The following is a 25,748-nucleotide window of genomic DNA, read 5'->3' as shown; positions in this document are numbered from 1 at the left end:
GGCAAAGTACCATTATGCGACTTTCCGGCTCCCCATTTACTCATTGGTCAAACTCGAAAGGGTTTTCTGATGGGTGTGGTAGACAGCAATCCCATCTTTCGCTTTCTTTGCGCGCCCTTTCATTTGCGCAGCGGTGCTGGCGATATCCTGATGTGAGAGCGAGGTCCCTGAGGGAATTGCGATAATAGCAACACAGAAATCGAGGAGTGGAAACTTGCGGAAACGACCATTTCTCGCACGACCTACCATACCATTATCTTTTAGATGCGGAGCCTTGTAAAAAGATTTTACTTGCTCTTGGAATGCTTTCTTTAAATAGTTAAGTGTTTGGAGATTTGGTGAGCTTTCTTGGCTAATAACAATAAAGTCGTCGCCGCCAACATGCCCTACAAAATGATGACTCTTGGGGAAATACTCTTCGAGTAGGTTTGCAAACAACTGAAGTACGGCATCGCCGCGATGATAACCGTATTCATCATTAAAAGGTTTAAAGAAATTCAGGTCAAAATAAAGCACTGAGAAGGGTTCACCATCATGTACGTATTGATCAATAGTTTGATTAATCGGTACGTTTCCTGGCAAAAGCGTGAGAGGGTTTGCGTAGCGTGCGTTTTGAATTTTGAGCTCTGTGATGCGGCGAAGTAAACTAGCGACTGGAATAATGCCTGCATATTCGTCTTGGTTAGTGGCTATCAAGATTTGTTGCTCGAAGGTGTCTTCGTTTTCGGTCAACAATGCACTGGCTTGCTCGAGAGGTGCCCGAACATCGACGACTAAGAAGTTGGCTTGCATCACAGTACGTGCTGGCTTACGTGCAAATAAGGGACGCCCAAATGGTGTTGACATCAGCTCCATAAATTGACCGCGACGAATAATACCAACGGTTTTACCTTGGTCTACCACAGGGATTGCGATTAAGCGTTTATTTTGCTCGAAATAATCTAAAATATCGGCGATACAGCGGTCGCTACAGATCACCGTGGTCGATTCAAGTAAGGTGCTTAGTGCGTCGTAGCGGTCCGCCACGTCATCATGGCTGATACGTTCGGTTAAGGTGTGTACCGCTATGGGCGAAGGGCTTGGTCGGCCAATCAAAAAGCCTTGAGAGGCATAGATACCCAATTTCTGTAATTGTCTTAACTCCTCTTGCGTCTCTATACCCTCAGCGATGACTGTCGCATGTAGATTCTTCGCCAACGTGACGATGTGCTGAACGAATTCTCGTTTATACGGACTATTGTTGATATCACTTATAAAGTAGCGGTCGAGTTTTACATAATCGGGGCGCACTTCAGCCCATAATTTAAAACTCGAGTGACCTGCACCTAAATCATCAATAGCAAACCGGTAACCGACGGCACGCAAACGATGCATTTGTGCTTTAAGCTCTTGAATATTTTCAATAGGATAATGTTCAGATAGCTCAAGTATGATGCTGGCAGCCGTTTGTTCTGGGAGAGCATTTAAAACAGCTAAACAATCGGGCTGTAATAGTAAATTCGGGTTGATATTGATGAATAAAGACCCTGAAAACTGCTTGGCATCGAAATTGCGCACTGCAGCAATTAAACAGTACTGCTCTAAAGTATCACGTAGCGCGAGAGCCTCGGACTCCGCGAATAATGTGTCGGGACGTTCCAAGCGATGTCCAACAGGCCCGCGAATTAAGCTTTCATAACCGATTAAATGTGAGCGGTAGGTGTCGATTATTGGCTGATAATGTGTCGTTAATGCCTGTGTTTTAATAAGTTCGACAAGTGACATAAGCTGCGTCTCTGCTTGTGATAGGAAGTAATTTAACCAAGCTTTATTACACAGAAATGACGACCGAACACCACGCCTATAGCGGCGCATAGAATGACAACGATTGAGGTCATAACGCACAGGTACCGCTAGTTCGACTGCGCTAGACTTATGGTTTTAGCCATGGAGGGCAGGGTTATGGCAGGGACGACAATTTCAATTGCACGGGTGTTTACGCGTGCGCTCTATGGTATGGAAGCCCCTCTGGTAACGGTAGAGGTTTGTTTGGCCTCGGGATTGCCAGCTTTTGCGGTGGTGGGCATGCCGCATGCTGGGGTACGCGAAGCGCGGGATAGGGTACGTTCGGCGATTCAGGCGAGCGACTTTGAATTTCCGCGTGGTAGAAAAATAACCGTCAATCTAGCTCCTGCAGACTTACCGAAGCACGGTGCGCGTTATGACTTAGCGATTGCTATTGGCATCTTGGTTGCCGACGGGCAAATTAGTGAAAGAGCGGTGGTTTCTCGTGAGTTTTATGGCGAGCTCACACTGAATGGCGAACTACGCGGCGTGCCGGGAATACTGCCTGCTATGCTGGCCTGTCGCGAGCAAGGGCGCGAAGCTGTGATTCCCTTAGCTAATCAAACCGAAGCGAGCGTGGTGCGCGAGCAACAATGTGTTGCTGCTGAAAGCCTACGCGATGTTTCCGAGCATTTACGTGGGCCTCATCATTTACCTCATTTACCGCCATTACAGCCTAACGAGCAACCCCATTTTTATGGTGATTTAGCTGATGTTATAGGCCAAGAGCAAGCCAAGCGAGCATTGATTTTGGCGGCGATGGGCGGGCACCACGTGCTGTTCGTAGGGCCACCGGGTACTGGTAAAACGATGCTGGCGCAGCGCTTATTAGGGTTACTGCCACCACTTTCCGATACCGAAGGTCTTGAGGTTGCCGCGATCCGCAGTGTTGCAGGGCATAATTACAATGCTGAACATCCCAGCGCATGGCTCGAACGCAACTTGCGTTCACCGCATCACTCTTGTTCTGCGGCGGCTTTAGTGGGTGGCGGCTCGCCACCACAACCTGGCGAGATTTCGTTAGCGCATAAGTCGCTATTGTTCCTCGATGAACTCCCTGAATTCTCGCGGCACGTACTTGATTCGCTGCGCGAGCCATTGGAGTCAGGGCAGGTGTCGATCAGCCGCGCTGGCTACCAAGCAACCTTTCCGGCGCAGTTTCAATTAGTGTGTGCTCTGAATCCTTCACCCTGTGGACACTTTGACGGCACCTTAGCGAGTGCTCGTGCCACACCTGATCAAATAACGCGTTACCTCGGTAGGCTCTCGGGGCCTTTGCTGGACCGCGTGGATATGCAAGTAGATGTACCGCGGCAGCCCGATGTATTGAAGCAACAACATCAACAGCAACAGCCACAGACGCCAGCATTGCGCAAGCAAGTAAGCAAAGTCCGGGAGTTACAAATGCGACGCCAAGGTTGTTTGAACTCGGAACTCAAGACCGCCCAATTGGCTGAGTATTGCCGTTTGAGCGACGACGACCATAGCTTTCTGGTTGCGGCTATTGAACGGTTTAAGCTTTCGCACCGCGCTTACCACCGCGTTTTACGCTTGGCGCGCACCATCGCTGATGCCGCCGAGGTTGAGCACATGAATAAAACCCATTTGGCGGAAGCGTTAAGTTACCGCGCGCTGGATCGCTTGCTACAACAGTTACAGGAGCTCTGATGCTCGTTGGCGAATTAATTCTGAGCCAGTGCGTTGCGGAACGCTGCAACAATTTGCTCGATTGCTGTCGCAGGGATGCCTAAATGGGTGACAAGGCGCATGCGCTGAGCGGTGCCTACCACAATATCGTGTTTGCGTAAGTGTTCACTTACTTTCTTAGCTTGCTCGGCAGACTCGAAGTTCACATAGACCATGTTGGTTTGCGCTGGCTCGACGCGAAGGCCTTCCAGTTGGCTTAAGCCTTCAGCGAGAGCCAAGGCATTGGCGTGGTCATCGGCTAAACGCTCCACATGATGCTCGAGTGCGTAGTCCATAGCGGCTGCAACGATGCCCGCTTGACGCATACCGCCGCCAAGCATTTTACGCCAACGGTGTGCGCGGGCGATGAAGTCTCGATCGCCGGCTAAAACTGAACCAATGGGTGTGCCGAGACCTTTCGAGAAGCAAATCGACACGCTATCGAATGGCTCACAAAGCTCCTTTAGGGAGCTGCCGGTGGCGATAACCGCATTAAAAATACGCGCGCCGTCTAAATGTAACTGCAAACCGTGTTTATCAACCAAGGTCCGAGCTTGCTGCATGTAGGTTTGCGGAATAACTTTACCGGTATGCGTATTCTCAAGCGCTAACAACCGCGTAATCGGAAAGTGCGGGTCATCAGGTTTAATACGCTTTTCGACGGCGGCTAAATCTAAGGTGCCGTCAGCGTCGACTTCAAAGGGTTGTGGCACAATACCACCAAGCACCGCGGCGCCGCCGGCTTCGTAGCGATAGGTGTGGTATTCCTGACCGACCAAATACTCCTCACCGCGTTGGCAATGACTTAGTAAGGCCAACAAGTTGGTTTGCGTACCGCTACTGGCAATAAGCGCTGCTTCCTTGCCAGCCATAGCAGCAACTCGCTCTTGCAAGGCATTAATCGTTGGGTCATCGCCGAAAACATCATCACCAACAGGTGCCGCAGCCATAGCTTCGCGCATGGCAGCGGTGGGTTGCGTGACGGTATCGCTACGTAAATCAAGAATCACACACGGCTCCTTCAATAAGACTAAGGCTGATAACCCCAAGCGGCTGGTGGCTCGGCTATTGGTTGCGACAAGTCGACCGCCACCCTAAATTCGCGGCCTGGGCGAGTGAGCTCATAATACATGGTCTCGCCCTCGAACGAGATAATCCAAGTGTTGTTGGTCGAGACATCGAGGCCGTTTAACGTAAATAAGGCTTTGCTGGCTTCGTCAACCGGAAAGGCTTGCATGTTCTCGTCACCACTAGCCACAGTATGACCACCGTACGGCGAAACATCATCTGGGGTGCCGTCTTCATGTAGGTGAATGTGCTGGAAATCGATACCTTGTTCGGTGCGCGTGAGCACCCACGTGCGAGAGCGGTCTTCACCGACGTGCAACGGCATACGAATGACGTTGGCTTCACAGTCGCGAATATGTACCACAAGTTCCTGCTGCCATGCCTCACTAGGCTGATTGTCAGCGACCACTTCGGCGGCATAGGCTTTGCCACAATAGGGTTGGAACTTAGCCATAAAGGCATCATGGGTTGATGGTTGCGGTGGTTGGCATGCCGCGACAGCTAATGTCGCACAAGCAAGTAGGCCAGCTTTGCAATTTACTGATGGTAGAGTCATGTTGCCCCCTTGGGCAGTCGGTTCGCAAAAGATAAAACTAATGTGCCATAACTTATAGCAAAAAGCATGATGCAAGTAGCGTCTGTGATTGGCATCTTAGGGCACCATCGTGCGATAATGCGGCAACTTTGCAAAGAGAATGGACCAAATAACATGCGAGTTTATCAAAACGTACTCGAAATGATTGGCAACACGCCAATGGTGAAAGTCAGCAACATGGACACGGGTCCATGTGAGCTCTATCTCAAGCTGGAACTCATGAATCCAGGTGGGTCGATAAAAGACCGCATCGCTGTAAGCATGATTGAAGCTGCCGAAAAAGAAGGCAAGCTCAAGCCGGGCATGACGATCATTGAAGCCACGGCGGGTAACACCGGTCTCGGCTTAGCTTTGGTTGCGGCGAGCAAAGGTTACCCTTTAAAAATCGTGATGCCTGACAAAATGTCGGCTGAGAAGGTCAATAACTTGAAAGCTATGGGCGCAGATGTTGTGCGCACGCGCTCAGACGTACAAAAAGGTCATCCTGAGTACTATCAAGATATGGCGGCGCGTTTAGCTGAGGAAAATGGCTACTTTTACGTGAACCAATTTGCCAACGAAGCCAACGTTAAAGCGCATTATGAAACAACTGGGCCGGAGATTTGGAACCAAATGGAGGGCGATCTAGACGCCTTTGTTTGTGGCGTTGGCTCAGGCGGTACGCTTACCGGTATCGGCCGTTATTTGCGAGAACAAAACGCTGACATCGATTTGGTTTTGGCCGATCCAGAGGGGTCCATTTTAGAGCCATTAGTGAACCGTGGCGAAACAGTAGAGGCGGGGAGCTGGCTTGCTGAAGGTATTGGTGAGGACTTTATACCTGACATTTGCGATATCAAATTAGCCAACAAAGCTTATGCGGTTAGCGACAAAGACGCATTTCAAACAGCGCGTGAGTTACTCGTAAAAGAAGGCGTGATGGTGGGTTCATCAAGCGGCACCTTGATTACTGCTGCATTACGTTATTGTCGTGAACAGACCGAGCCGAAGCGTGTGGTGACCTTGGCTTGTGACACGGGTAACCGCTATTTATCGAAACTATACAATGACGAGTGGATGGCCGCTCAAAATCTGCTGGAGGAGTAAGGAATGGCAGACGCTAAGAAGATGAAATTCGCAACCAAGACTATTCATGGCGGCCAGGCACCTGAGCCAGCGACCGGCGCCGTGATGCCACCGATCTTTACTAGCTCGACGTACATTCAGGAAAGCCCAGGCGTACACAAAGGTTTTGAATATTCGCGCTCGCATAATCCAACCCGATTTGCTTGGGAACGTGCAGTGGCAAGCCTTGAAGGCGGTAGTCGCGGATTCGCTTTTGGTTCTGGTATGGCGGCAACGTCAACCATTATGGAATTGCTCGATAGCGGCGACCATGTGGTAGCAATGGACGATTTATACGGCGGAACTTTCCGTTTGTTTGATAAGGTTCGTGGGCGCTCTGCTGGGCTTGATTTCTCTTATGTGGATTTGAGCGATATCAGTGCAGTTGAAGCGGCGATCACTGACAAAACCCGGATGATTTGGGTAGAAACACCAAGTAATCCAATGCTGAAACTGGTCGACATCGAAGCGATCGTGAACGTGGCAAAAGGCCGCAACATTATCGTGGTCGTCGATAATACGTTTGCAACGCCCTATAACCAACTGCCATTAGCTATCGGTGCTGATATTGTGATGCACTCGGCGACAAAGTACCTGAACGGTCACTCAGACATGGTGGGCGGTGTAGCGGTCGTTGGTGATAACGAAGAGCTTGCGGAACAAATGGCATTCTTGCAGAACTCTGTTGGTGCGGTCGCGGGTCCATTTGATAGCTACCTTGCGTTACGTGGCGTGAAAACCTTAGCGCTACGCATGAAAGCCCATAACGAAGCGGCAATGACCATCGCCCAGTGGCTTGAGCAGCACCCACAAGTAGAGAAAGTTATTTTCCCTGGTCTTGAAAGTCACCCGCAGCACGAGTTGGCGAAACGCCAAATGTCAGGCTTTGGTGGCATGATCTCGATTCTACTCAAAGGCGACATCGAAAAGGCGCGTCGCTTCCTTGAAAGTGTGGAGATTTTTGCACTTGCCGAGAGTCTCGGTGGAGTGGAAAGTTTGATTGAGCATCCGGCGATCATGACCCATGCTTCGATTCCAAAAGAGAACCGGGAAAAATTGGGAATTCTTGATAATTTCGTACGTATTTCGGTGGGCATCGAAGACGTAGAAGATTTAATTGCTGACTTAGATCAGGCGCTAAGCGCTTGATATTAAAAGAGCATTTACATTCTTTTACAATTGCGTGAAGTTACGGTAGGCTAATCCGACAATAAAAACAGACACAGAAACAAGGGTTATCCTATGCCTCTTAGCCTTCTTTTATTACAAGGTTTAGTGGCGGCATTGTTGTTTTATGTGCTGGTCGGTCGTCATTATCGCCAGCCATTGTGGAGTATGCTTGCCGTACTATTGTGTGGAATGGTTCCACCACTGAATTGGATGTTATTAGTAACTGCCGTGGGTGTGCGTATGTGGCGTCGCCCAACTGCAGTGATGACACTCAAACACTAAAAATCTTACATACGAGATCCGTTAATGAGTTCAGTCGATTCTGCCTTACGACCTTTTCATTTAGCGATTCCAGTTGATAATATTGCTCGCGCTCGCGAGTTTTATGGCACCATTCTTGGTTGCAGCGAAGGTCGCTCAGCCGAGGAATGGGTGGACTGGGATTTTTACGGTCATCAACTCGTGACTCATCTTGCCCCTGAGCGCACTGGTGTTGCGCATCATAATCCTGTTGACGGCCACGCAGTTCCGGTTCCGCATTTTGGTGTGGTCTTAACCATGGACGACTGGCGCGCTTTAGCTGACCGTGTTGCCGCAGCTGGTATCAAGTTTGTCATTGAGCCTCATATTCGGTTTGAAGGCCAGCCAGGCGAACAAGCAACAATGTTTTTCTATGACTTTAGCGGAAATGCGTTGGAGTTTAAGGCGTTTGCTGATCTGTCGGGGCTCTTCGCGAAGTGACGAAAGACGCTGTTTGCTGTTCATTAAGACTTAGCGCAGTTGCCGCCACTGATGATGACGCCTACTTGTTTTTCTTTGAAGATCTCGGGATAGCGTTTGAGGGCGGCGATGACGGTGGCGCTGCTGGGTTCTATCCACATACCTGTGGTTGCTTCAACTAACTCTTGTGCTGCTTGTGCTTCGGCATCGCTCACGAGCAGAATATCTGAAACTTTTTCTTTGATGATCGCAAAAGTGTGTTTGCCTAAGCTGGTAAGTAGACCGTCACAACTACTTTGCGGTGGCATGGCGGGCTGAATTTCGCCAGCCTCAAGGGACTGTTTACCGTCACTGGCAAGCTCAGGCTCTACGCCATAGCAAGAAGCGTCGTAATGTTCAGCAACCAAGCAACTGCCACTCAACAAACCGCCGCCACCGAGCGGTGTCACGATGCCCCATAGATGCGGATACGCTTCCATAAGTTCCAAAGCAGCGGAGCCTTGGCCAGCGATGATATCCGGATGGTCATACGGCGGGATGACGATTGCCCCCTGCGCCAACTGTTCAGCAATAAAAGCCTCACGAGCCTTCATGCCGGGCTCTATGGCGATGATTTCTGCTCCATAGCGCAGCATATTGGTGCGTTTCACCGGTGAAGCGTTCTTAGCGACGCCGACGGTCACATGAACACCGAGCAGCTGGCCAGCGGCAGCAAGCGCCGCGCCGTGGTTACCCGAAGATACGGTAACGACGCCTTGGGCACGTTGTTCAGGGGACAGTTGCAGCAGTGCGTTACATGCGCCGCGAAACTTAAAAGCGCCGCTCTTTTGTTCATTCTCGCACTTAAGGTAAACGTGGCAGCCCAAAGCTGTATCTAATGCTTGGCTCTGTTTCACCGGCGTTCGAACCGCCCGTGCGGCAATACGATCCGCCGCCGCACTCACTTGCTTAAAATCAACCATGGTCCACCCTGTAGCCCGCAGTTCTACTGCGGGGCAAGCTCGAGAAATTCCTCAATACATCGAGTGTACTGACGAAAATCGCAGGGTACAATCCTTTATCTTTGCTATACTGTGTTAACTATTCACACAGGAGATAGTCATGGCGAATTCATCTCGGTCGCGGACAACAAGCATCACCATAGGTGCTCAGCTCGATGAGTTTGTCGAAGAGCTTGTGAACTCCGGTCGCTATGGCTCAACCAGCGAAGTGGTGCGTTCGGCGTTACGGTTGCTGGAACAGCAAGAAGCACAGGTCAATGCCTTACGTTATGCATTAGAGGCTGGCGCCGCAAGCGGCGAGAGTGAATTATCGCTTGATGCGATTGCGCAACAAGTGAAACGTAAGCATGGCCTATAAATTATCGCGACTTGCGGCGGCAGATTTTGCCAATATCTATGGCTACACCTTACTCCAGTTTGGCGCAAAACAAGCAGATAAATACCTTCATGAACTTAAACAAAAGCTTGAAATCCTTGTTGCTTATCCGCAGTTAGGAAGGAGTTGTGAGGAATTATTTGCGGATTCATTGGGTGACTTACGTCGGCACGAGCATCATCAGCATACTATCTATTATCGATGCGACACGGACGACATTTTTGTCGTGCGAATTCTACATCAACAAATGAATGCATCGGATTACTTAGCCAGAACACCATCAGATACAGATTAAGGATAACACTTTGGCACTTAACACTTTTCAGCGACTGCGCGAACTCGATTTTGGTTACCAGGTTTTGGCGGCTTTGTACTTGTGCGAACGCATGTATCCAAATTATGAATTGTTTCATCAAGTCACGGGATTTGGCGACCCGCAGCCGTTGCGTGGTGCCCTGAACGCTTGCTGGGATTGGAGTTGGCAAGGCAAGAAAGTGAAAGTGAATTTCAGTCGCTGGCAAGAGAAGGTCGACGATATAACGCCAAGTGAGCACGGCCACGACATGTTGGGAGTGTATCCGGCGATGGATGCCTGCACTGCGATTAGCATTATGTTGCAAGGTTTTATCGATAAAAATGAGGCGGATCTCGTTAGTGTTGCCAAGGTGTCGCAAGCTGGCGTGGCGAAGTTTTTAGAGTTGACCGAGGGTGCAGAAATGGAACCCGATGCGCGCCGCCAAATGCTCCGCGAGCATGAGCTTGCGGTCTACGAAATCGAAGTGCAGCAAGCGTTGGTCGATTTTTTAGAGGCTATGCAGGCGAGTAAAGCGCCACCAAGCCAAGCGATGGTGCGCCAATTGCAAGAAATGGTGGTGACCGAAGGGATCACCAACATTGGTATGGAGCGAGATAGCGAAAGCTAAGACGCTTTACGTTTCGGCTGGGCTTGCACGATCGCTAACCAGCCGATAACACCAAATAACATAATCTGCCAGTAGTCACCGCGGCGCCATTGGATGTGTTCGCGGTAAACCGTCGCAAACATCAGCAGCTGTAATAGATGTAGGGCAATCAGCAAGAACAATAAAATAAGAAATAGAGCATAGCCTTTGCCGGGAAAAGGCCACACCAAATTGGCCAACATAGCGCCCCAAATCACTGCAAACACAACACGGCCTACCCAAACTAAAGCACTCATTCTTTTTCCTCGTTCGACTCGCTTGAGTCCTTTACTAAAAACAGTCGATAACAGACTTGCCCTGCGATTTTCTCACGTTCCAGTGACCAGTTTGCGGGCACCTGTAGCGGCCACTCTTTCTCAGTTTCCAAATAGACCCAGCTAGCGTCATGCACATAGCCGTTTTCTTGCAAAAGTGCGCAGCTCGGTGCAGCTAAGTCGCTGCGAAAGGGCGGGTCGACAAAGACAATATCGAAGGGTGCTGCGGCTCGGGTTTTTAACTTGTTAAGCGCATCAGTATTTTCTACGGATAGCGTTCCCACACATTGCGGATTGAGCTCTTGCGCGTGCTGGCGCAGGGTTTGCGCCGCTTGCCGTTGCTGCTCAATAAGCACCACCTCGCTGGCGCCGCGCGACAGCGCTTCAAAACCCAGCGCTCCAGTGCCGGCAAACAGGTCGAGGCAGCGTTGCCCGGCAATGTCGAATTGCAGCCAGTTAAACACCGTTTCGCGCACGCGGTCGGTGGTGGGGCGCAGGCCAGGCAAGTCTGCGATGGCTAACTTCCGGCCACGCAAAGTACCGCCAATAATTCGCAACTGGCTGACACTAGCGCGTGCTGTTTTTTTCTGCTTGTGTGACTGCCGTCGCATGCTAAAGTAACCCTCAATTCAGACTGTCGCGAGCGGCAAGTGCAGATGCCGTCGGCCAGCGTACATGTTAAACTGGCGCCATTGTAAACTGACTCGCAGTGAACTTCCAAAGGTAAACAAGGCATGGCTAAAGGATCATTTTTTTCGCGTTTGTTCAAAAAAGACAAAGAAGAAACGCAGCAGGACAAAAGCGAACAGCAGGAATCGGCATTTGTAAATGAAAACCCAGTCAATGAGCCTGAACAAGATAAAGCGACTGACGAAGCCTTTCGAGAGCCTGAGCCTTTTGTTAATGAAACGCCGGTAAATGAAGCGATTCCCGATGATGTTTCGCCAGAAACTGTCGATGAAATTGATGAGCACAAAGAGCCCTTAGCGGCAGAAGAGCCCTCAGCGGCAGAAGAGCCCTCTGTGGCCGAAGTTGTTGCCCCCGATGCTGCAGAAATTTGCGCACAAGTCACCGCCGAGAGTCGCGCTGAGCAACCGTTGCCAGAACCAGAGCCCAAGCCTGCCCAAGAGCAATCGAAACGAAGCCTGTGGAAGCGTCTAACCAGCGGCTTAAAGAAAACCTCGACCGCCATTGGTGACGGATTATGGGGTATCTTCAAAGACAAAAAAATCGATGATGAGCTGTTTGAAGAGCTCGAAACCCAGTTACTTACGGCTGACATTGGCGTGCCAACGACCATGCGTATTGTGGAACGCTTAACTGAACAAGCAGATCGCCGCCAGCTCAAAGATGCTGAAACACTGTATCAGCTGCTGCAAGATGATATGGTCGACATACTCAAAGAAGTCGAACAGCCGCTAGAGTTGCCGCAAAACGCAGAAGGGCCTTATGTGATTTTGATGGTCGGCGTGAACGGTGTCGGTAAAACCACCACGATTGGTAAGCTAGCGCAACAATTCCGTCAGCAAGGCAAATCAGTGATGTTGGCCGCCGGCGATACGTTCCGTGCTGCTGCCGTTGAGCAATTACAAGTTTGGGGCGAGCGCAACGCTATTCCGGTGGTTGCTCAGCATACCGGTGCAGACAGTGCTTCGGTTATCTACGATGCAGTTGCAGCGGCCAAGGCGCGCAATGTCGATGTACTTATTGCTGATACGGCAGGGCGTTTGCAGAACAAAGCGCATTTAATGGACGAGTTGAAGAAAGTCGTGCGCGTGATGAAAAAACTTGATGAGAATGCACCTCATGAAGTGATGTTAACACTCGATGCGGGGACCGGTCAGAATGCCATTAGCCAAGCCAAACTGTTTACTGAGGCGGTAGGCGTGAGTGGCATCACTTTGACGAAACTTGATGGCACCGCTAAAGGTGGGGTGATTTTCGCAATTGCTGACCAGTTTAATATTCCGATTCGTTATATTGGCGTAGGTGAGGGTATTGACGACTTACGCCCATTCGAGGCGAAGCCATTTGTACAAGCCTTGTTCCAAAGAGCTATCGAGGAATCAAAAGAGGAGCCGCAGGGCGAATGATTCAATTTGAGCAAGTCAGTAAAGTCTATGCCGGCGGTTTTCAAGCGTTAAAAAACGTCAGTTTTTCGCTTGAAGCGGGTGAAATGGCGTTTTTAACCGGTCATTCAGGGGCAGGTAAAAGTACTGTACTTAAGCTCATCAGCTTAATGGAGCGGCCGACGACTGGGCGTGTGCTCATTAACGGGCATGATTTAAAACGTATTAAGCGCAATCAAATTGCTTACGCTCGGCGTGATATTGGCATGATCTTCCAAGACCATCGCCTGCTGATGGACCGTACTGTTTTTGACAATGTCGCGTTGCCTTTGTTGATCGAAGGCTACAGCATGAGCGAAGCACGTAAACGCGTGCAAGCTGCGCTCGAGAAAGTCGGTTTAGGCGATAAACTCCGCCACTATCCCATGATGCTCTCCGGTGGTGAACAGCAGCGGGTGGGTATTGCTCGTGCAGTGGTGAACAAGCCACCACTCCTGTTGGCCGATGAACCCACCGGTAATCTCGACCCGAAACTGTCGGCTGAGATCATTAAATTATTTGAAGAGTTTAATCGGGTTGGCGTTTCCGTACTCATTGCGACCCACGATTTAAGTCTCATTGCACGCATGCGTTATCGTACCCTGACCTTGAAAGAAGGCCGTATGATTGATGATGGCCTAGCGGAGGAGTCAGCATGAGTGTGCTTTTTCGCGCGCGTCAGCAAGGCGCTCAACAGGTGAAAATTTCTGCATGGCGGCGCTTTGTGACGTTCTGGCTGCACCACGCTCAACAATGCATTGGGAGCTTAGGTGAACTGGCACGTTACCCTTTTGCATCGTTGATGACCATGGCAGTGCTAGGACTTAGCTTGACCTTGCCAGCGACGCTGTACGTGATTGTGAAAAACACCGACAGTGTGGGTGCAAACTTTCAGCAGGCCTCCGAAATAACTGTCTTCTTAAGGCAGGATTTGAATCAACAACAAGTTTCGACGTTTGCCAAGCGTATCGAACTCAATGAAGCGGTTGCGCAGACGAGACTTATTGATAAAGCGACTGCGTTGGCTGAATTCCGTGAACGTTCTGGCTTTGGTGAGGCACTTGAAACACTTGATACAAATCCATTACCCGACGTATTACTTGTTACGCCGCAAGAAGAGCATCGCTCCCCGGCCGCAGCTGAAGCTTTGCTACAAGAGTTAAAGCAACAGCGAGAAGTCGATGAAGCACGCCTCGATGTCGGTTGGTTGCAACGTTTTCAGGCGATTGTCCAACTCGTTCGTGATGGCTTTCTCGGACTTGCATTATTGCTCTGTATTGCGGTGGTACTGATTGTTGGTAACACCATTCGTTTGAACATCAGCAGCAAGCGCGATGAAATCATGGTGATGAAGCTTGTCGGCGCAACCGACGCCTACATTCAGCGACCTTTTCTTTACACCGGTTTGTGGTATGGAATTGTCGGCGGGGTGATCACTTGGTTAGCAACCGCCGCATTATTATGGTGGCTGAGTGGGGCGGTCCGAGATATTGCTGATCTTTACGACAGCCAATTTCGTTTAACAGGTCTCAATCTGGCTGAAATGGGCGTGATTTGGGCGTTAGCCATAGGCTTGGGCCTGCTAGGATCGCACATTGCTGTAAGAAAACATGTCAGAGCTATTGAACCTCAGTAAAATAGCCCCATGTAAGTAACAAGATGATCACGAGGATCCCATTGTCAGCAGCGTCAGATTTGCTAGAATGAGGGAACTTTTCAGGCTAAAAAGGGTCTGAATCGGTGACTGCAAAGAACGCAATCCAGAGTCGGCAGTCACCAGCAAAGAGAGGATGTTGTTGCATGAGCACTGAAATGACAAACATGGCATTAGCAGTACCGCAAAGCGGCGGAAGCCTTGAGGCTTACATTTCGTCGGTCAACCGCATTCCTATGCTTACTGCTGAAGAAGAACATAGTTTGGCAGTACGGTTAACTGAAGAAAATGATTTAGAAGCTGCTCGCCAGCTCATCATGTCGCATTTACGCTTCGTGGTGCATGTGGCGCGTAGTTATTCAGGTTATGGCCTACCGCAGGCCGATCTGATTCAAGAAGGAAACATCGGCCTAATGAAAGCCGTGCGTCGCTTCGACCCATCGGTTGGCGTACGCTTGGTGTCGTTTGCCGTGCATTGGATCAAAGCTGAAATTCACGAGTATGTGCTGAAGAACTGGCGTACGGTGAAAATCGCAACCACCAAAGCACAGCGCAAGCTATTCTTTAATTTGCGTAAAATGAAGAAACGTTTAGGTTGGTTTACGCAAGAAGAAGTCAATAACGTTGCGGAGACTCTTGGTGTAAGCACGTCTGAAGTAATGGAAATGGAAGCGCGTATGAGCGCCCATGACCAAGCGTTTGAGCTTAGCTCTGATGATGACGACGCGCGCGAAGGTTCAACTTATTCGCCAGCGCAATATCTTGAAGATAAGCGCTCAGATTTGGCTGAAGAAGTTGAACAAGAGCAATACCAAGCTTACACGCAACAGCGTTTGCTATCAGCTATCAAGACCCTTGATGAGCGTAGCCAAGATATCGTACGCGCACGTTGGTTAGACGAAGAGAACAAGACGACGTTGCAAGAACTTGCTGACAAGTATGAAGTCTCTGCTGAACGTGTACGTCAACTTGAAGCGAATGCGATGAAGAAGTTACGCATGGCCATGGCGTAAGCCGTGGACTGCCGTGTCGGTTGCGGAGCATGTTGCATTGCACCGTCGATTAGCTCGCCAATACCAGGAATGCCAGCCGGGAAACCAGCTGGCATTCGTTGTATTCACCTGACCGAAAATAACCTCTGTGGTATCTTTCATCACCCCGATCGGCCAAAGGTTTGCGCGGACTTTACTGCGGAACGTTCGGTATGCGGTTCGACTCGCAAAGACGCACTGATCTTACTAACCCAGCTCGAACAAGAAACCTCTTAGTTATTCCTGCAGTAATTCTGAAAAGTAAACAAGTTCGAAGTTATCTACGTGCTGGTCTTTGAGCTGCTGTAAAAATGCCAAAGTGCTGGGATAGGGGTGGCCAATGACAATAGCATAGCCTTGTTTTTGGGCGATGTTTTCGGCCTGAAGCCACTGCTCGGTGATGGCTGCGGGGCTAGGGTCATTGTCTAAAAAAACATGGCGCCGATTACTTGGCACACCAAGTTTGCGCGCAGTAGCTTCGGCAACAGTTGCCACACTCGTGCGGCTGTCGAGAAAGTACATTTGTCGCTGCTTAAGCTCATGCATAAGCCAAGACATTTGTTCTTCTTCGGCAGTCATCAGGCTACCTTGATGATTGTTCAGCCCACTAGCTTGCGGAAGACGTGAAAACGCAGCACTGAGGGTAGCAATGAATTGTGCTTTAGTGTCCTGAATATCGAGAACTTCTTGGGTTTGCTCAGGCAAAGATTCGGGCTGCATGGGCATGTGGATCATAACTTCATGCCCCGCTTTGGTTGCCGCTGCGGCTAATTCCTCGGCCTTACGACTAAACGGCATGATGGCAAGTGTTAATGGGTACTTTAGCGCAACAAATGCGTGGTTGTCGGCGTGGTGGCCTAAGTCATCGATGACGATTGCAATTCGCGGTTTTGCCTGTGGAGAATCTACTGGTGGCGTCGCTGTTGTCGCTTCTTTAGCGGTTGCCACGGACAAGTTCAACAGCAGCAAAATGACAAGACAACGGTTCATTTAACGCATCCATTGGGTTGGGTTAACAGGGTCACCTTTGACACGGATTTCAAAGTACAAAGCTGGGCTTTCGCGGCCACCACTTTGCCCGACGCGAGCAATTTCCTCACCGCGGCGAACCACCTCACCAACGTTAGGTAATATCGTCTGATTATGGCCGTACAAACTCATATAGCCGTCCCCGTGATCGAGGACCAAGAGCAGACCAAAACCACGCATCCAATTGGCATAAATGACGCGGCCGTCGGCGATAGCTTTAACTGGGGTACCCTCGCTTGCGTCAATAAGAATACCTTTCCATTTCACACCACCACTTCGGGAGCGACCAAAAATGCGTTGTACGTTTCCTTGTGCCGGCCAGCTCAGTTGTCCCTTTAACCGTGTTAAACCGTTCAGTTGCGGTTCGTCTCGCAACGCCGCAATGATCGCCGTAAGGACTTCTTCTAGCTCACGTTGATCTTGCTCAAGTTGGGCGACGCGACTTTGATCTTGGCGCTGTTCTTGGTTGAGCTGTCTTACCAGCTTTTGTTGTTCAGCCTTTTGCGCTTCGAGTTGTTTACGTTGTTGTTCCTGCGTTGCTTTCTGCTGTGCAAGCGCCTGTTGCTCGCTGGTGACCTGTGCCGTGACTTGCGCCAGTTCACGCTGGGTCGTTTTAAGTGCATCAAGCTTTGCTAAGCGTGCTCGATTAAAGTAGCCGTAATAGCCGTGTAAACGCTCGAATTCGGCAGGTTCTTCTTGGTTGAGAATAAGCTTTAATAAATCATGCTCACCGATGCGGTAGGCCATATCGACTTGCTTTGCAAGCCACTGTTGTTGCTCCGCTTGTTCGTCAAGAAGTTGCCTTTGTTGTTGCTCTAAATCGTTTATGCGTTGCTGAGTGCGCCGCAAAGCGTCGTCGAGTTCGGCAAGTTTACTGGCAACAGCGGCAATTTTTTTATCAAGCTGTTGCACTTGTCGCTCGGTTGTACTGAGCTCACGGGCACGCTGTTGCATCGCCGCTTGGCGTCGTTCGAGTTCGCGCGCGATAGCGTCAATACGCGCCTGTGTTTCAGCCGCGCTCTCTTGACTGGAATCTTGGCTGGAATTCTGCCATGCATGGCTCGCTACCGCGGGAAGCAGCAGTAACACAATGAGCAACGCACGCATGGCTAGCTTCATCATTTCAGCGTGACGATGGGTGTACCGGTCATTTCTTCCGGCTGTTCAATACCAAGCAGGTGCAACATGGTTGGCGCCACATCTGAGAGCGTGCCACCATCACGAGCATTCGCATCGCGTCCAACATAAATAAACGGCACCAATTCGCTGGTGTGAGCTGTGTGTGATTGGCCTGTGTTGTGGTCTTGCATTTGCTCAGCGTTGCCGTGATCGGCAGTAATCAAGCATTCACCGCCAACCTTGCGGAGCGCTTCAACGACCCGTCCAATCGAGCGGTCGACAGCCTCAACGGCTTTCACCGCAGCGTCAAAATTACCAGTATGGCCGACCATATCACCGTTCGGGTAGTTGCAAATAATTACCTCTTGCTGGCCGCTTTCTATCGCCGCAACGAGTTTGTCGGTCAGCTCCTCGCTACTCATTTCTGGCTGCAAGTCATAGGTAGCCACTTGCGGTGACGGGACGAGCACGCGTGTTTCACCGTCAAATTCTTGTTCACGACCACCGCTGAAGAAAAAGGTCACATGCGCATACTTCTCGGTTTCTGAAATACGGAGTTGCGTATAACCTTGCTTCGCAAGCCACTCGCCAAGCACGTTATTCAACTCTTCTGGCGGAAAAGCGACTTGGCTGTGGATATCTTTCGCGTACTCGGTCAAGGACACAAAAGCCGAAAGCTGTGGCCGCCGGGATTGGGTAAAACCGTCGAAGCCTTCCGTTATAAAAGCATGGCTTAGCTCGCGTGCGCGGTCGGCACGAAAATTCATGAATACCACACTGTCACCGTCTTGAATTGGCGCAGCATCACCAATGCGCGTAGGCTTCACAAATTCATCACTTTCATCGCGTTCGTAAGCTTGTGCTAGGCCAGCTCCTGCGCTATCCGCTTGAAAAGCGGCTTGGCCTTCAACAATCACTTGCCAAGCCTGTTCGACACGATCCCAGCGTTTATCACGATCCATGGCGTAATAACGGCCACATAGGCTCGCAAAACGACCCACACCGAGCTTACTGAACAATTGTTCGAAGCGCTCGATGGTCGGTTTAGCCGAACGTGGCGGGGTGTCACGACCATCTAAAAAGGCGTGCACGTAGATGCGCTTCACGCCGCATTGCGCAGCGAGCTCGACCATTGCCAGCAGGTGGTCCTCGTGGCTGTGCACGCCACCGGGCGAGAGCAGTCCCATAATGTGAACTGCGCCATCATTCGTACGCGCGGCATCGACAGCATCGGTGAGTACATGATTTGTAAAAAAATCACCATCGGCGATGGCTTTGCTGATGCGAGTGAAATCTTGATACACAACGCGGCCTGCTCCAAGGTTAACATGGCCCACTTCCGAGTTTCCCATCTGTCCGTCGGGTAACCCTACCGCCATACCGGAACCATCCACCAAGGTGTGTGGATAACGCTGCCATAAGGCATCCATATTCGGTGTGTTAGCGGCAGCGATCGCATTGTCCGCTGCAGCTTCACGGTGGCCCCAACCGTCAAGAATTAAAAGGGCTAAGGGAGTATGCGGCTTCGCCATGAAACATCCTCGAAGTTGCTTGCTTTTAGGTTGTGCTTGATAAGTCGTTAGTTTATGCGATTTTCTGCCGCAACGCACCCGCTGTCGGTCGAAATGCCGCCAAATTTTACTGGTAACTGACATTTCAGACGGTATACTCTTGTGCTTGATTTTTTCAGTAGGAGTAGTGAATAACCATGGATCAACTTCTTGCTTTTGCCGCCGACCATTATTTGATGAGTATCTTATGGGTGGTTTTGTTGATTGCGATTATTGTCTCTTATGTTTCTGCAGCCACTTCGAAAGTGAAAGCATTGTCAGCACAGGAAGCGACGTTGTTAGTGAATCGTAATGACGGCGTGTTTGTCGATATCCGCTCGGTAGACGAGTATCGTAAAGCTCACATCCATGGTGCCATTAATCTACCTGCTGAGCGGATCCGGAAAAATGACACGGCTGCACTTGATAAATATAAATCCGCCCCCATCGTGGTGGTATGTGCAACCGGCATGACCGCAAAAGCAGCTGCTCAGCAGCTCACCAAAGCGGGCTATGAAAACGTTGCCTTATTACAAGGTGGAATCTCTGCCTGGCAGGGCGCAAGTTTTCCGCTCGTTAAAAAATAATTTGTCTTTTCGTATAGTTAATAGGAAGTAAAACCATGGCTGATGAACAGCAAGTAAACGGCGCCGCTCAAGACGAAGCGCAACAGCAACAAGCATTTGCAATCCAACGTATCTACACTAAAGACGTTTCTTTTGAATCGCCAAATGCACCAGATATTTTCCGTAAAGAATGGCAGCCAGAGCTGAACCTTGATCTGAACGTGAAAAACAACAAGCTTGAAGATAATACGTATGAAGTTGTGTTGAAAATCACTGCAACCAACAAGGTTGGTGATGATGTTGCATTCTTGGCAGAAGTTCATCAAGCGGGTATTTTCACCATCGCCGATTCGATCGAAGAAGCTCAGCGTGCTCAGCTGTTAGGTGCTTTCTGCCCGAACATCTTGTTCCCGTATGCACGTGAGTGCTTGTCGAGCCTAGTAAGCCGTGCAACGTTCCCACAATTGAACCTTGCTCCGGTAAACTTTGACGCAGTGTTTGCACAACACATGCAACAGCGTCAGCAGCAAGCAGCTGAACAAGCAGACGCGTAAGTTAGTTGGTTATTTAAGCCACTAATGAAAAATACTCAAGTTACAGTGCTAGGCGCCGGTTCTTATGGAACCGCCCTAGCACTTTGTTTTGCGCGCAAAGGCAGCCCAGTATGTTTGTGGGGGCGCGACGCTGAACAAGTTCAGTTGATGGCGACGGAACGCGAAAATCAACGTTATTTGCCCGGTATCAAGCTCCCCGAGGCTTTGCAGGTGACCAGTGACCTTGCAACTGCGGTCGAAGATGCACGTAACATTGTCGTGGTTGTGCCTAGTGGTGGTTTTGCCGAGGTATTACAAGAGATCAAGCCTCTGATACGCAGCGATGCGCGAGTAGCTTGGGCGACCAAGGGCCTAGAGCCTGGCACAGGCCGCTTGCTGTTCGAAGTTGCAGAGGAAATTTTAGGCCACGAGCACGCGCTAGCAGTTCTCTCCGGACCGACCTTTGCAATGGAAATGGCAAAGGGCTTGCCCACTGCAATTTCAATGTCGTCGACAGACCCTGCATTTGTCCAAGAGCTTTCAGACCTATTGCATTGCGATCGTAGCTTCAGGGTGTATACCAATGACGACTTTATTGGTGTGCAGCTCGGCGGGGTTGTCAAGAATGTCATCGCCATCGGAGCGGGAATGGCCGATGGTATTGGCTTTGGGGCCAATGCGCGGACAGCATTGATCACTCGAGGTCTTGCTGAGCTGACGCGGCTGGGTTTGAAGCTTGGCGCGAAGCCGGAAACCTTTACCGGTATGGCTGGCCTTGGTGACCTGATTTTAACCTGTACGGACAATCAATCGCGTAACCGGCGCTTCGGCTTAGCGCTTGGGCAGGGCAAGAGTGTCGATGAAGCAATGAAGTCGATCGGTCAAGCGGTTGAGGGCTATCGTAATACCAAAGAAGTTGTCATGTTGGCGCAGCGCAATGACGTGGAAATGCCTATTTGCGAGCAGATCTATGATGTTCTTTATGGGGATACCACGCCACAGCAGGCTGCGATGAACCTGCTGAGTCGGGCGAAAACGTCAGAGTAATTGGTGTGCAATGGTTTGCCATTGCGCATCAAATTCAAGCGTTGGTTTGAGCTTAAATTCCGAACGAACGAACTGCGCGATTTTACCATCGGCATAAGCCATCAGTAGGTTTGCAAGAACCGCCTCATCAAGTCGGCTTTGTACGTTCTCACGCATACGACGCTCACGTAGCGCCTGCTTTATGTTTGATTCAATTTTAGTGAACAAGTTTTGCACGCGTGAACGCAAGCGCTCGTGTTCGCCCATCAATGCATCGCCGGTCAATACCCGTGTAATTCCTGGATTCCGTTCGATAAAGGTGAGCACCACACGCAGCATCATTTCACAGCGTACCAAGGTGTCTTTTTCGACCTCCATGACCTGATTGATGCGGCTCAAAACAGCCTCTTCAGTGAATTCAATCAAGCCTTCAAACATACGGGCTTTAGAGGGGAAGTGGCGATACAATGCTGCTTCTGATACCCCCAGTTCGGCGGCTAAACTTTTGGTGGTGATACGCTGGCCAGGACTCGTTTCTAACATGTGCGCTAGAGTCGCGAGGATCTGCTCTTTGCGATTCGGTTTGGTGGTCATTAGTGTTTTCTCTCTCCGTATAATTCACTCACTTTACGCAAGATGGCTTCCGCTATTCTTAGTTTTGGTGCGCGCGTGAGTTCTTGTTGTTGTAGCGTGCCTTGAGTGTCTTGCCAAAACAGCGTCATCGCATTGTTGTCACTATTAAAGCCGATGCTGCGGTCACTCACATCATTGGCCGCAATTAAGGCGAGCTTTTTGCGCTTAAGCTTGTCCGCTGCATAGTGAGCGACATCGTTGGTTTCGGCGGCAAAGCCCACGCACATTGGGGGATGATCACGCGCTGCAATGGTGGCCAAGATGTCGGGATTCTTAACCAGCTCGAGTTGCATGTTGTCCTTCTTTTTCTTGATCTTGTCTGGCGCAACTGCGGCAAGTCGATAATCAGCGACGGCCGCACAGGCAATAAAAATTTCGGCATCAGCGACGCGTTGCTCAACCGCTTCTAGCATCTCTTGCGCACTTTCGACGGACACTAAGGTTACCCCTGGCGGTGCTGACAGTTGGGTTGGCCCGCTGACCAACGTCACTTTTGCGCCTAGTCGTCGTGCCTGTGCTGCGAGGGCATAACCCATCTTGCCGGAACTGTGATTACTCAAATAGCGAACCGGGTCGATGGCTTCGCGTGTTGGTCCGGCCGTTAACAGTAGCTGCAGCCCTTGCAACGGCGCATCGGCGGGCGCCAGAAGGTCAACGACGGCATCGCGCAATGCCAACGGCTCGGGCATACGCCCCGCACCTACGTCACCGCAGGCTTGTGAACCGCTGTCGGGCTCAACCACGTGGATCCCGAGAGCATGTAATCGATTCATGTTGTCTTGGACTGCTGGAGCGGACCACATTTGTTGATTCATTGCCGGAGCAACCATGATAGGAGCGGTCGTCGCTAAGCAAAGTGTGCTTAATAAGTCGTCGGCGAGTCCGTGCGCCAAACGCGCTAAAGTATTGGCACTTGCTGGTGCAATTAAAATAACATCGGCCCATTTTGCCAGCTCGATATGCCCCATGGCGGCTTCTGCCGCAGGGTCAAGCAAGTCATCATGCACCGGGTGACCCGAAACTGCCTGCAAGCTCAAAGGCGTGATGAAGGCATGTGCGCCTTTGGTCATCACGACTCGCACAATAGCACCTACTTCACGCAGGCGACGCACAAGGTCGGGACTTTTGTAGGCAGCGATGCCTCCGCTCACAGCCACCAGTACATGGCGACCAGATAGCGCTGTAGAAAGGCTTTCAGTCATAGTGAGTCCTTACGTAATCTTTACGCGTAACAATACCACGAGCCTCTTAAAATATGCGAATGAAATTGAATGTAAAGAACTTGTTTCCTTTTTGCAGCGGTGCTAGTGTCGGTGTCTTGATACTCTGGAGATAATTATGAAAAAGTATTTACTAACAATTTTTGCTGCGTTGTTGATTGCGGGTTGTGCATCAAACGGTGAGTCTGAAGTTCAAGCGAGCGCCGAAGAGGTGGGTACAGCTGAGGAAGTTATGGCTGGCGAGAAGAAATATTTTTGCAGTTCAGAACATGTGGTTGGTACCAATTTTAAACGTCGACGCTGCCGGACTAAGGCACAAATCGAAGAAGAGCGTGAGGTTGCACAAAAAGAGCTCTCTAGCATGCAACGCAGTGGCATGACTGCGCCGGTTGATAATTAAAATGAATTAGTGCAAAACGCACAAAAAGAGATGATTGCCATCGCAAAGAGCCACCGTTAGAGTGGCTTTTTTGTTTTCAGGACATAGAAGTTCAAGGAGGAACTGTGGCGACGGTGAAACAGTGGCCGGTGGGCGAACGCCCGCGCGAGAAGCTGGCGGAAATGGGTGTCACTGCTTTGAGTGATGCTGAATTATTAGCGATTCTGTTGGGTACTGGTGTGCGTGGTAAAGATGTTGTCACCTATGCCCGCGACTTGATGGCCGAATACGACGGGATTGGTGGCTTGCTTGCAGCCCCCGCCGAGAACCTTCTACAACAACAAGGCATGGGCCCAGCCAGGGTCATGCAGTTGCAGGTCGTCATGGAAATATCGCGTCGCTACCTTGCTTGGCAGCTGCGCCGCGACGATGGTTTTACGCAGCCGTCGATGGTGCGCGATTACTTAACCTCGCAACTGCGACACCAGCAGCGAGAAGTCTTCGTGGTATTGCTATTAGATAGTCAGCACCGATTATTGAAATACGTCGAGTTATTCCATGGCACAATCAATGCGGCGCCGGTGTACCCACGTGAAATTATAAAACTAGTCATGCAATTTAACGCGGCAGCGGTGATTTTAGCCCACAACCATCCTTCGGGAGTGGCAGAACCTAGCCAAGCAGATCAAAGAGTCACTGAACGGTTAAAAAAAGCACTTTCAATGATCGACGTGGCGCTGTTGGATCACTTTGTAATAGGCAGCGGGCAGCCAGTTTCGTTTGCCGAACGCGGGCTGTTGTAGTAAAGTAGCGCCACCATCCGAACGATCAGAAAAGATCAAAAAAAAGCGTCGATCACTTGATTACCGAGCCGGTTTACTGTATAAAATGCGCCCTCGGATTCAAGGCAAGGCCGCGATGGGCGACAGGCGAGCTTGAAGCAATTTTTGGAGTAAAAAACGATGTCACGAGTATGTCAAGTTACAGGAAAGCGTCCGGTTACCGGTAATAACCGTTCTCACGCGCGCAATGCGACCAAGCGTCGTTTCCTGCCGAACCTACAATCTCACCGCTTCTGGGTAGAATCAGAAAAGCGTTGGGTGAAACTGCGTATCTCTACTAAGGGTATGCGTATTATCGATAAAAACGGTATCGACACTGTGCTTGCAGAATTGCGCGCACGTGGCGAGAAAGTGTAAGGAGCTGAACCATGCGCGATAAGATCCGTCTAGTTTCTTCTGCCGGTACTGGTTTCTTCTACACTACCGACAAAAACAAACGCAACATGCCAGAAAAATTCGAGATCAAAAAGTTTGATCCAGTGATTCGTAAGCATGTCATGTTCAAAGAAGCGAAGATCAAGTAATTCGTTGTTTGAACAGAACGCGTTAAAAACCCAGCTTCGGCTGGGTTTTTTGTTTGTGCATAATGCTTCATTACGAGGTGGGGTCGACGAGGCCACCGATACTTGCGTTTAAACGGTACCAGCCGGTAATACTAAAACGGTCCCGCGTGCCTTTGAGCACTTCATGTATAAACACATCACTGAGAAAAACGACTAACTTACCAGCCTCGGGTAATACAGTTTCAAGAACCTGCCCTTCGTCGCCATAAATAACTAACTGCCCGCCATCAGCGTCATGCCATTCGGGATTTAAATAAAACACCGTGGTAAGAATTCGGTTGCTACGCCCTTTAAACGCATCAAGATGCTTACGGTAAAATGCGCCGGGGGGATAGTGCGCAAGGTGGCACTCATAATCAAATAAGCCCATGAACAATTCTCGGTTTAGCTGCGCACGAAGCTGATCCATCATCGTTAGGTACGCGTTCTCAAGTGGCTGCTGCGCACTTAACCAACGTATCTTATCCTGCCGAACTTCGGTGTTGGTTGTGTAGTTATCAGCACGCCCGATGCCAGCTTGTTGCCATGCCTGTTGAGGTAATTGCTGGGCGTACTGAAACAGCTCTAAACATTGGGAGCGTGGGAGAAAATTCGATACAATCACGTAACCCTGCGCTGCCAAGCGGTCGATATCAATTGCTTCGGTGGCGAAGTCATCGGCCTCAAGTTGAGCATCATGTTGGGTCATGGGTGTGGAGCCTCTGAAATTTCGGCGGAATATAATGAACCTCGAGC

32 protein-coding genes are annotated in these 25,748 nt (G+C 50.2%); 20 read left to right on the top strand and 12 right to left on the bottom strand.

Annotated elements, in window-relative coordinates; all coding sequences use genetic code 11:
- Window positions 1-36 precede the first annotated feature (36 nt).
- Entirely contained in the window at window positions 37-1,764 is a 1,728-nt protein-coding gene (locus tag CWI70_RS07505; RefSeq protein WP_198677664.1) for a bifunctional diguanylate cyclase/phosphodiesterase, read from the bottom strand.
- Between the two features lie 192 nt (window positions 1,765-1,956).
- Between CWI70_RS07505 and CWI70_RS07500 the strand changes: the two genes are divergently transcribed.
- Complete coding sequence (locus CWI70_RS07500) at window positions 1,957-3,492, top strand: YifB family Mg chelatase-like AAA ATPase (protein ID WP_126772829.1); 1,536 nt, start codon at window positions 1,957-1,959, stop codon at window positions 3,490-3,492.
- Window positions 3,493-3,506: 14 nt separating this feature from the next.
- On the opposite strand, the gene ltaE is transcribed toward CWI70_RS07500, so the two are convergent.
- Together ltaE and CWI70_RS07490 are read right to left on the bottom strand one after the other, a co-directional pair.
- Window positions 3,507-4,520, bottom strand: a complete 1,014-nt coding sequence (gene ltaE / locus CWI70_RS07495; RefSeq protein ID WP_373567103.1) for a low-specificity L-threonine aldolase — start codon at window positions 4,518-4,520, stop codon at window positions 3,507-3,509.
- A 20-nt stretch (window positions 4,521-4,540) separates the two neighbouring features.
- Window positions 4,541-5,134, bottom strand: coding sequence for a hypothetical protein (locus CWI70_RS07490; protein ID WP_126771934.1), 594 nt, complete (start codon window positions 5,132-5,134; stop codon window positions 4,541-4,543).
- A 66-nt stretch (window positions 5,135-5,200) separates the two neighbouring features.
- Between CWI70_RS07490 and CWI70_RS07485 the strand changes: the two genes are divergently transcribed.
- The 4 genes from CWI70_RS07485 to CWI70_RS07470 all read left to right on the top strand — a co-directional run bounded on the left by CWI70_RS07485 (window position 5,201) and on the right by CWI70_RS07470 (window position 8,188).
- Window positions 5,201-6,259 (top strand): PLP-dependent cysteine synthase family protein, encoded by a 1,059-nt coding sequence (locus tag CWI70_RS07485; RefSeq protein WP_241967838.1) that lies wholly within the window; start codon window positions 5,201-5,203, stop codon window positions 6,257-6,259.
- A 3-nt stretch (window positions 6,260-6,262) separates the two neighbouring features.
- The gene (locus tag CWI70_RS07480; RefSeq protein WP_126771932.1) at window positions 6,263-7,426 is read left to right on the top strand and encodes a cystathionine gamma-synthase; all 1,164 of its coding nucleotides are present in this window, start codon (window positions 6,263-6,265) and stop codon (window positions 7,424-7,426) included.
- A 93-nt stretch (window positions 7,427-7,519) separates the two neighbouring features.
- Complete coding sequence (locus CWI70_RS07475; RefSeq protein ID WP_126771930.1) at window positions 7,520-7,729, top strand: hypothetical protein; 210 nt, start codon at window positions 7,520-7,522, stop codon at window positions 7,727-7,729.
- Window positions 7,730-7,753: 24 nt separating this feature from the next.
- Window positions 7,754-8,188, top strand: a complete 435-nt coding sequence (locus CWI70_RS07470; RefSeq protein WP_126771929.1) for a VOC family protein — start codon at window positions 7,754-7,756, stop codon at window positions 8,186-8,188.
- Window positions 8,189-8,211: 23 nt separating this feature from the next.
- Here the strand turns inward: CWI70_RS07470 and CWI70_RS07465 are convergent, their stop codons facing one another.
- The gene (locus CWI70_RS07465; RefSeq protein ID WP_126771927.1) at window positions 8,212-9,129 is read right to left on the bottom strand and encodes a pyridoxal-phosphate dependent enzyme; all 918 of its coding nucleotides are present in this window, start codon (window positions 9,127-9,129) and stop codon (window positions 8,212-8,214) included.
- A gap of 139 nt (window positions 9,130-9,268) precedes the next feature.
- Between CWI70_RS07465 and CWI70_RS07460 the strand changes: the two genes are divergently transcribed.
- Genes CWI70_RS07460 through CWI70_RS07450 form a run of 3 tightly spaced genes read left to right on the top strand, consistent with a single transcriptional unit; the run spans window position 9,269 to window position 10,467 of the window.
- The gene (locus CWI70_RS07460; RefSeq protein WP_126771925.1) at window positions 9,269-9,526 is read left to right on the top strand and encodes a type II toxin-antitoxin system ParD family antitoxin; all 258 of its coding nucleotides are present in this window, start codon (window positions 9,269-9,271) and stop codon (window positions 9,524-9,526) included.
- Entirely contained in the window at window positions 9,516-9,839 is a 324-nt protein-coding gene (locus CWI70_RS07455) for a type II toxin-antitoxin system RelE/ParE family toxin (protein ID WP_126771923.1), read from the top strand. Before CWI70_RS07460 ends, CWI70_RS07455 begins: the two co-directional genes overlap by 11 nt.
- Window positions 9,840-9,849: 10 nt before the next feature.
- Window positions 9,850-10,467, top strand: a complete 618-nt coding sequence (locus CWI70_RS07450) for a YjaG family protein (protein ID WP_126771921.1) — start codon at window positions 9,850-9,852, stop codon at window positions 10,465-10,467.
- Here the strand turns inward: CWI70_RS07450 and CWI70_RS07445 are convergent.
- Both CWI70_RS07445 and rsmD read right to left on the bottom strand, forming a co-directional pair.
- Window positions 10,464-10,742, bottom strand: a complete 279-nt coding sequence (locus CWI70_RS07445; RefSeq protein ID WP_126771919.1) for a DUF1145 domain-containing protein — start codon at window positions 10,740-10,742, stop codon at window positions 10,464-10,466. The two genes, CWI70_RS07450 and CWI70_RS07445, sit on opposite strands and share 4 nt — an antisense overlap.
- Complete coding sequence (rsmD, locus tag CWI70_RS07440; protein ID WP_126771917.1) at window positions 10,739-11,371, bottom strand: 16S rRNA (guanine(966)-N(2))-methyltransferase RsmD; 633 nt, start codon at window positions 11,369-11,371, stop codon at window positions 10,739-10,741. Before rsmD ends, CWI70_RS07445 begins: the two co-directional genes overlap by 4 nt.
- A gap of 123 nt (window positions 11,372-11,494) precedes the next feature.
- Here rsmD and ftsY point away from each other — a divergent pair, with 123 nt between their 5' ends.
- The 5 genes from ftsY (at window position 11,495) to CWI70_RS07415 (ending at window position 15,790) form a co-directional block, all read left to right on the top strand.
- Complete coding sequence (ftsY, locus tag CWI70_RS07435) at window positions 11,495-12,853, top strand: signal recognition particle-docking protein FtsY (protein ID WP_126771915.1); 1,359 nt, start codon at window positions 11,495-11,497, stop codon at window positions 12,851-12,853.
- Window positions 12,850-13,527, top strand: a complete 678-nt coding sequence (gene ftsE, locus CWI70_RS07430) for a cell division ATP-binding protein FtsE (protein ID WP_126771913.1) — start codon at window positions 12,850-12,852, stop codon at window positions 13,525-13,527. The genes ftsY and ftsE overlap by 4 nt, the downstream gene beginning before the upstream one ends.
- Window positions 13,524-14,504 carry a permease-like cell division protein FtsX gene (gene ftsX, locus CWI70_RS07425; RefSeq protein ID WP_126771911.1) on the top strand — a complete coding sequence of 327 codons (981 nt, stop codon included), beginning with the start codon at window positions 13,524-13,526 and terminating at the stop codon, window positions 14,502-14,504. The genes ftsE and ftsX overlap by 4 nt, the downstream gene beginning before the upstream one ends.
- A 164-nt stretch (window positions 14,505-14,668) precedes the next feature.
- Complete coding sequence (rpoH, locus tag CWI70_RS07420; RefSeq protein WP_126771909.1) at window positions 14,669-15,535, top strand: RNA polymerase sigma factor RpoH; 867 nt, start codon at window positions 14,669-14,671, stop codon at window positions 15,533-15,535.
- A 3-nt stretch (window positions 15,536-15,538) separates the two neighbouring features.
- Window positions 15,539-15,790 (top strand): YkgJ family cysteine cluster protein, encoded by a 252-nt coding sequence (locus tag CWI70_RS07415; protein ID WP_126771907.1) that lies wholly within the window; start codon window positions 15,539-15,541, stop codon window positions 15,788-15,790.
- Here the strand turns inward: CWI70_RS07415 and CWI70_RS07410 are convergent, their stop codons facing one another.
- The 3 genes from CWI70_RS07410 to gpmI are packed head-to-tail and all read right to left on the bottom strand — an operon-like array spanning window position 15,791 to window position 19,233.
- On the bottom strand, window positions 15,791-16,543 hold the full coding sequence (locus CWI70_RS07410) for a divergent polysaccharide deacetylase family protein (RefSeq protein WP_126771905.1): 753 nt from the start codon (window positions 16,541-16,543) through the stop codon (window positions 15,791-15,793).
- Entirely contained in the window at window positions 16,544-17,704 is a 1,161-nt protein-coding gene (locus CWI70_RS07405; RefSeq protein ID WP_126771903.1) for a murein hydrolase activator EnvC family protein, read from the bottom strand.
- Window positions 17,701-19,233 carry a 2,3-bisphosphoglycerate-independent phosphoglycerate mutase gene (gene gpmI, locus CWI70_RS07400; protein WP_126771901.1) on the bottom strand — a complete coding sequence of 511 codons (1,533 nt, stop codon included), beginning with the start codon at window positions 19,231-19,233 and terminating at the stop codon, window positions 17,701-17,703. Before gpmI ends, CWI70_RS07405 begins: the two co-directional genes overlap by 4 nt.
- Before the next feature lie 176 nt (window positions 19,234-19,409).
- Here gpmI and CWI70_RS07395 point away from each other — a divergent pair, with 176 nt between their 5' ends.
- Genes CWI70_RS07395 through gpsA form a run of 3 tightly spaced genes read left to right on the top strand, consistent with a single transcriptional unit; the run spans window position 19,410 to window position 21,397 of the window.
- Window positions 19,410-19,838: a rhodanese-like domain-containing protein gene (locus tag CWI70_RS07395; RefSeq protein WP_126771899.1), complete on the top strand. Its 429-nt coding sequence runs from the start codon at window positions 19,410-19,412 to the stop codon at window positions 19,836-19,838.
- 35 nt (window positions 19,839-19,873) lie between these two features.
- Window positions 19,874-20,371 (top strand): protein-export chaperone SecB, encoded by a 498-nt coding sequence (gene secB, locus CWI70_RS07390; protein WP_126771898.1) that lies wholly within the window; start codon window positions 19,874-19,876, stop codon window positions 20,369-20,371.
- Window positions 20,372-20,395: 24 nt separating this feature from the next.
- The gene (gpsA, locus tag CWI70_RS07385; protein ID WP_126771896.1) at window positions 20,396-21,397 is read left to right on the top strand and encodes an NAD(P)H-dependent glycerol-3-phosphate dehydrogenase; all 1,002 of its coding nucleotides are present in this window, start codon (window positions 20,396-20,398) and stop codon (window positions 21,395-21,397) included.
- Here gpsA and slmA read toward each other — a convergent pair.
- Both slmA and coaBC read right to left on the bottom strand, forming a co-directional pair.
- The gene (gene slmA / locus CWI70_RS07380) at window positions 21,389-21,970 is read right to left on the bottom strand and encodes a nucleoid occlusion factor SlmA (protein ID WP_126771894.1); all 582 of its coding nucleotides are present in this window, start codon (window positions 21,968-21,970) and stop codon (window positions 21,389-21,391) included. The genes gpsA and slmA overlap by 9 nt on opposite strands.
- Window positions 21,970-23,211, bottom strand: a complete 1,242-nt coding sequence (coaBC, locus tag CWI70_RS07375; protein ID WP_126771892.1) for a bifunctional phosphopantothenoylcysteine decarboxylase/phosphopantothenate--cysteine ligase CoaBC — start codon at window positions 23,209-23,211, stop codon at window positions 21,970-21,972. Before coaBC ends, slmA begins: the two co-directional genes overlap by 1 nt.
- A gap of 136 nt (window positions 23,212-23,347) precedes the next feature.
- Here coaBC and CWI70_RS07370 point away from each other — a divergent pair, with 136 nt between their 5' ends.
- The 4 genes from CWI70_RS07370 (at window position 23,348) to rpmG (ending at window position 24,974) form a co-directional block, all read left to right on the top strand.
- Entirely contained in the window at window positions 23,348-23,629 is a 282-nt protein-coding gene (locus CWI70_RS07370; protein ID WP_126771891.1) for a putative periplasmic lipoprotein, read from the top strand.
- 104 nt (window positions 23,630-23,733) lie between these two features.
- Window positions 23,734-24,411 carry a RadC family protein gene (radC, locus tag CWI70_RS07365; RefSeq protein WP_258239763.1) on the top strand — a complete coding sequence of 226 codons (678 nt, stop codon included), beginning with the start codon at window positions 23,734-23,736 and terminating at the stop codon, window positions 24,409-24,411.
- A 159-nt stretch (window positions 24,412-24,570) separates the two neighbouring features.
- Complete coding sequence (gene rpmB, locus CWI70_RS07360) at window positions 24,571-24,807, top strand: 50S ribosomal protein L28 (RefSeq protein WP_126771889.1); 237 nt, start codon at window positions 24,571-24,573, stop codon at window positions 24,805-24,807.
- Between the two features lie 11 nt (window positions 24,808-24,818).
- Window positions 24,819-24,974: a 50S ribosomal protein L33 gene (rpmG, locus tag CWI70_RS07355; protein ID WP_126771887.1), complete on the top strand. Its 156-nt coding sequence runs from the start codon at window positions 24,819-24,821 to the stop codon at window positions 24,972-24,974.
- 70 nt (window positions 24,975-25,044) lie between these two features.
- Here the strand turns inward: rpmG and CWI70_RS07350 are convergent, their stop codons facing one another.
- Window positions 25,045-25,701, bottom strand: coding sequence for a 2OG-Fe(II) oxygenase (locus CWI70_RS07350; protein ID WP_126771885.1), 657 nt, complete (start codon window positions 25,699-25,701; stop codon window positions 25,045-25,047).
- Window positions 25,702-25,748 lie beyond the last annotated feature (47 nt).

Origin of the sequence: Pseudidiomarina homiensis, from assembly GCF_003987225.1 — a bacterium.
Taxonomy (GTDB): domain Bacteria; phylum Pseudomonadota; class Gammaproteobacteria; order Enterobacterales; family Alteromonadaceae; genus Pseudidiomarina; species Pseudidiomarina homiensis.
The sequence above is the reverse complement of the archived record's forward strand: the minus strand, read 5'-3'. Positions and strand labels throughout refer to the sequence as shown.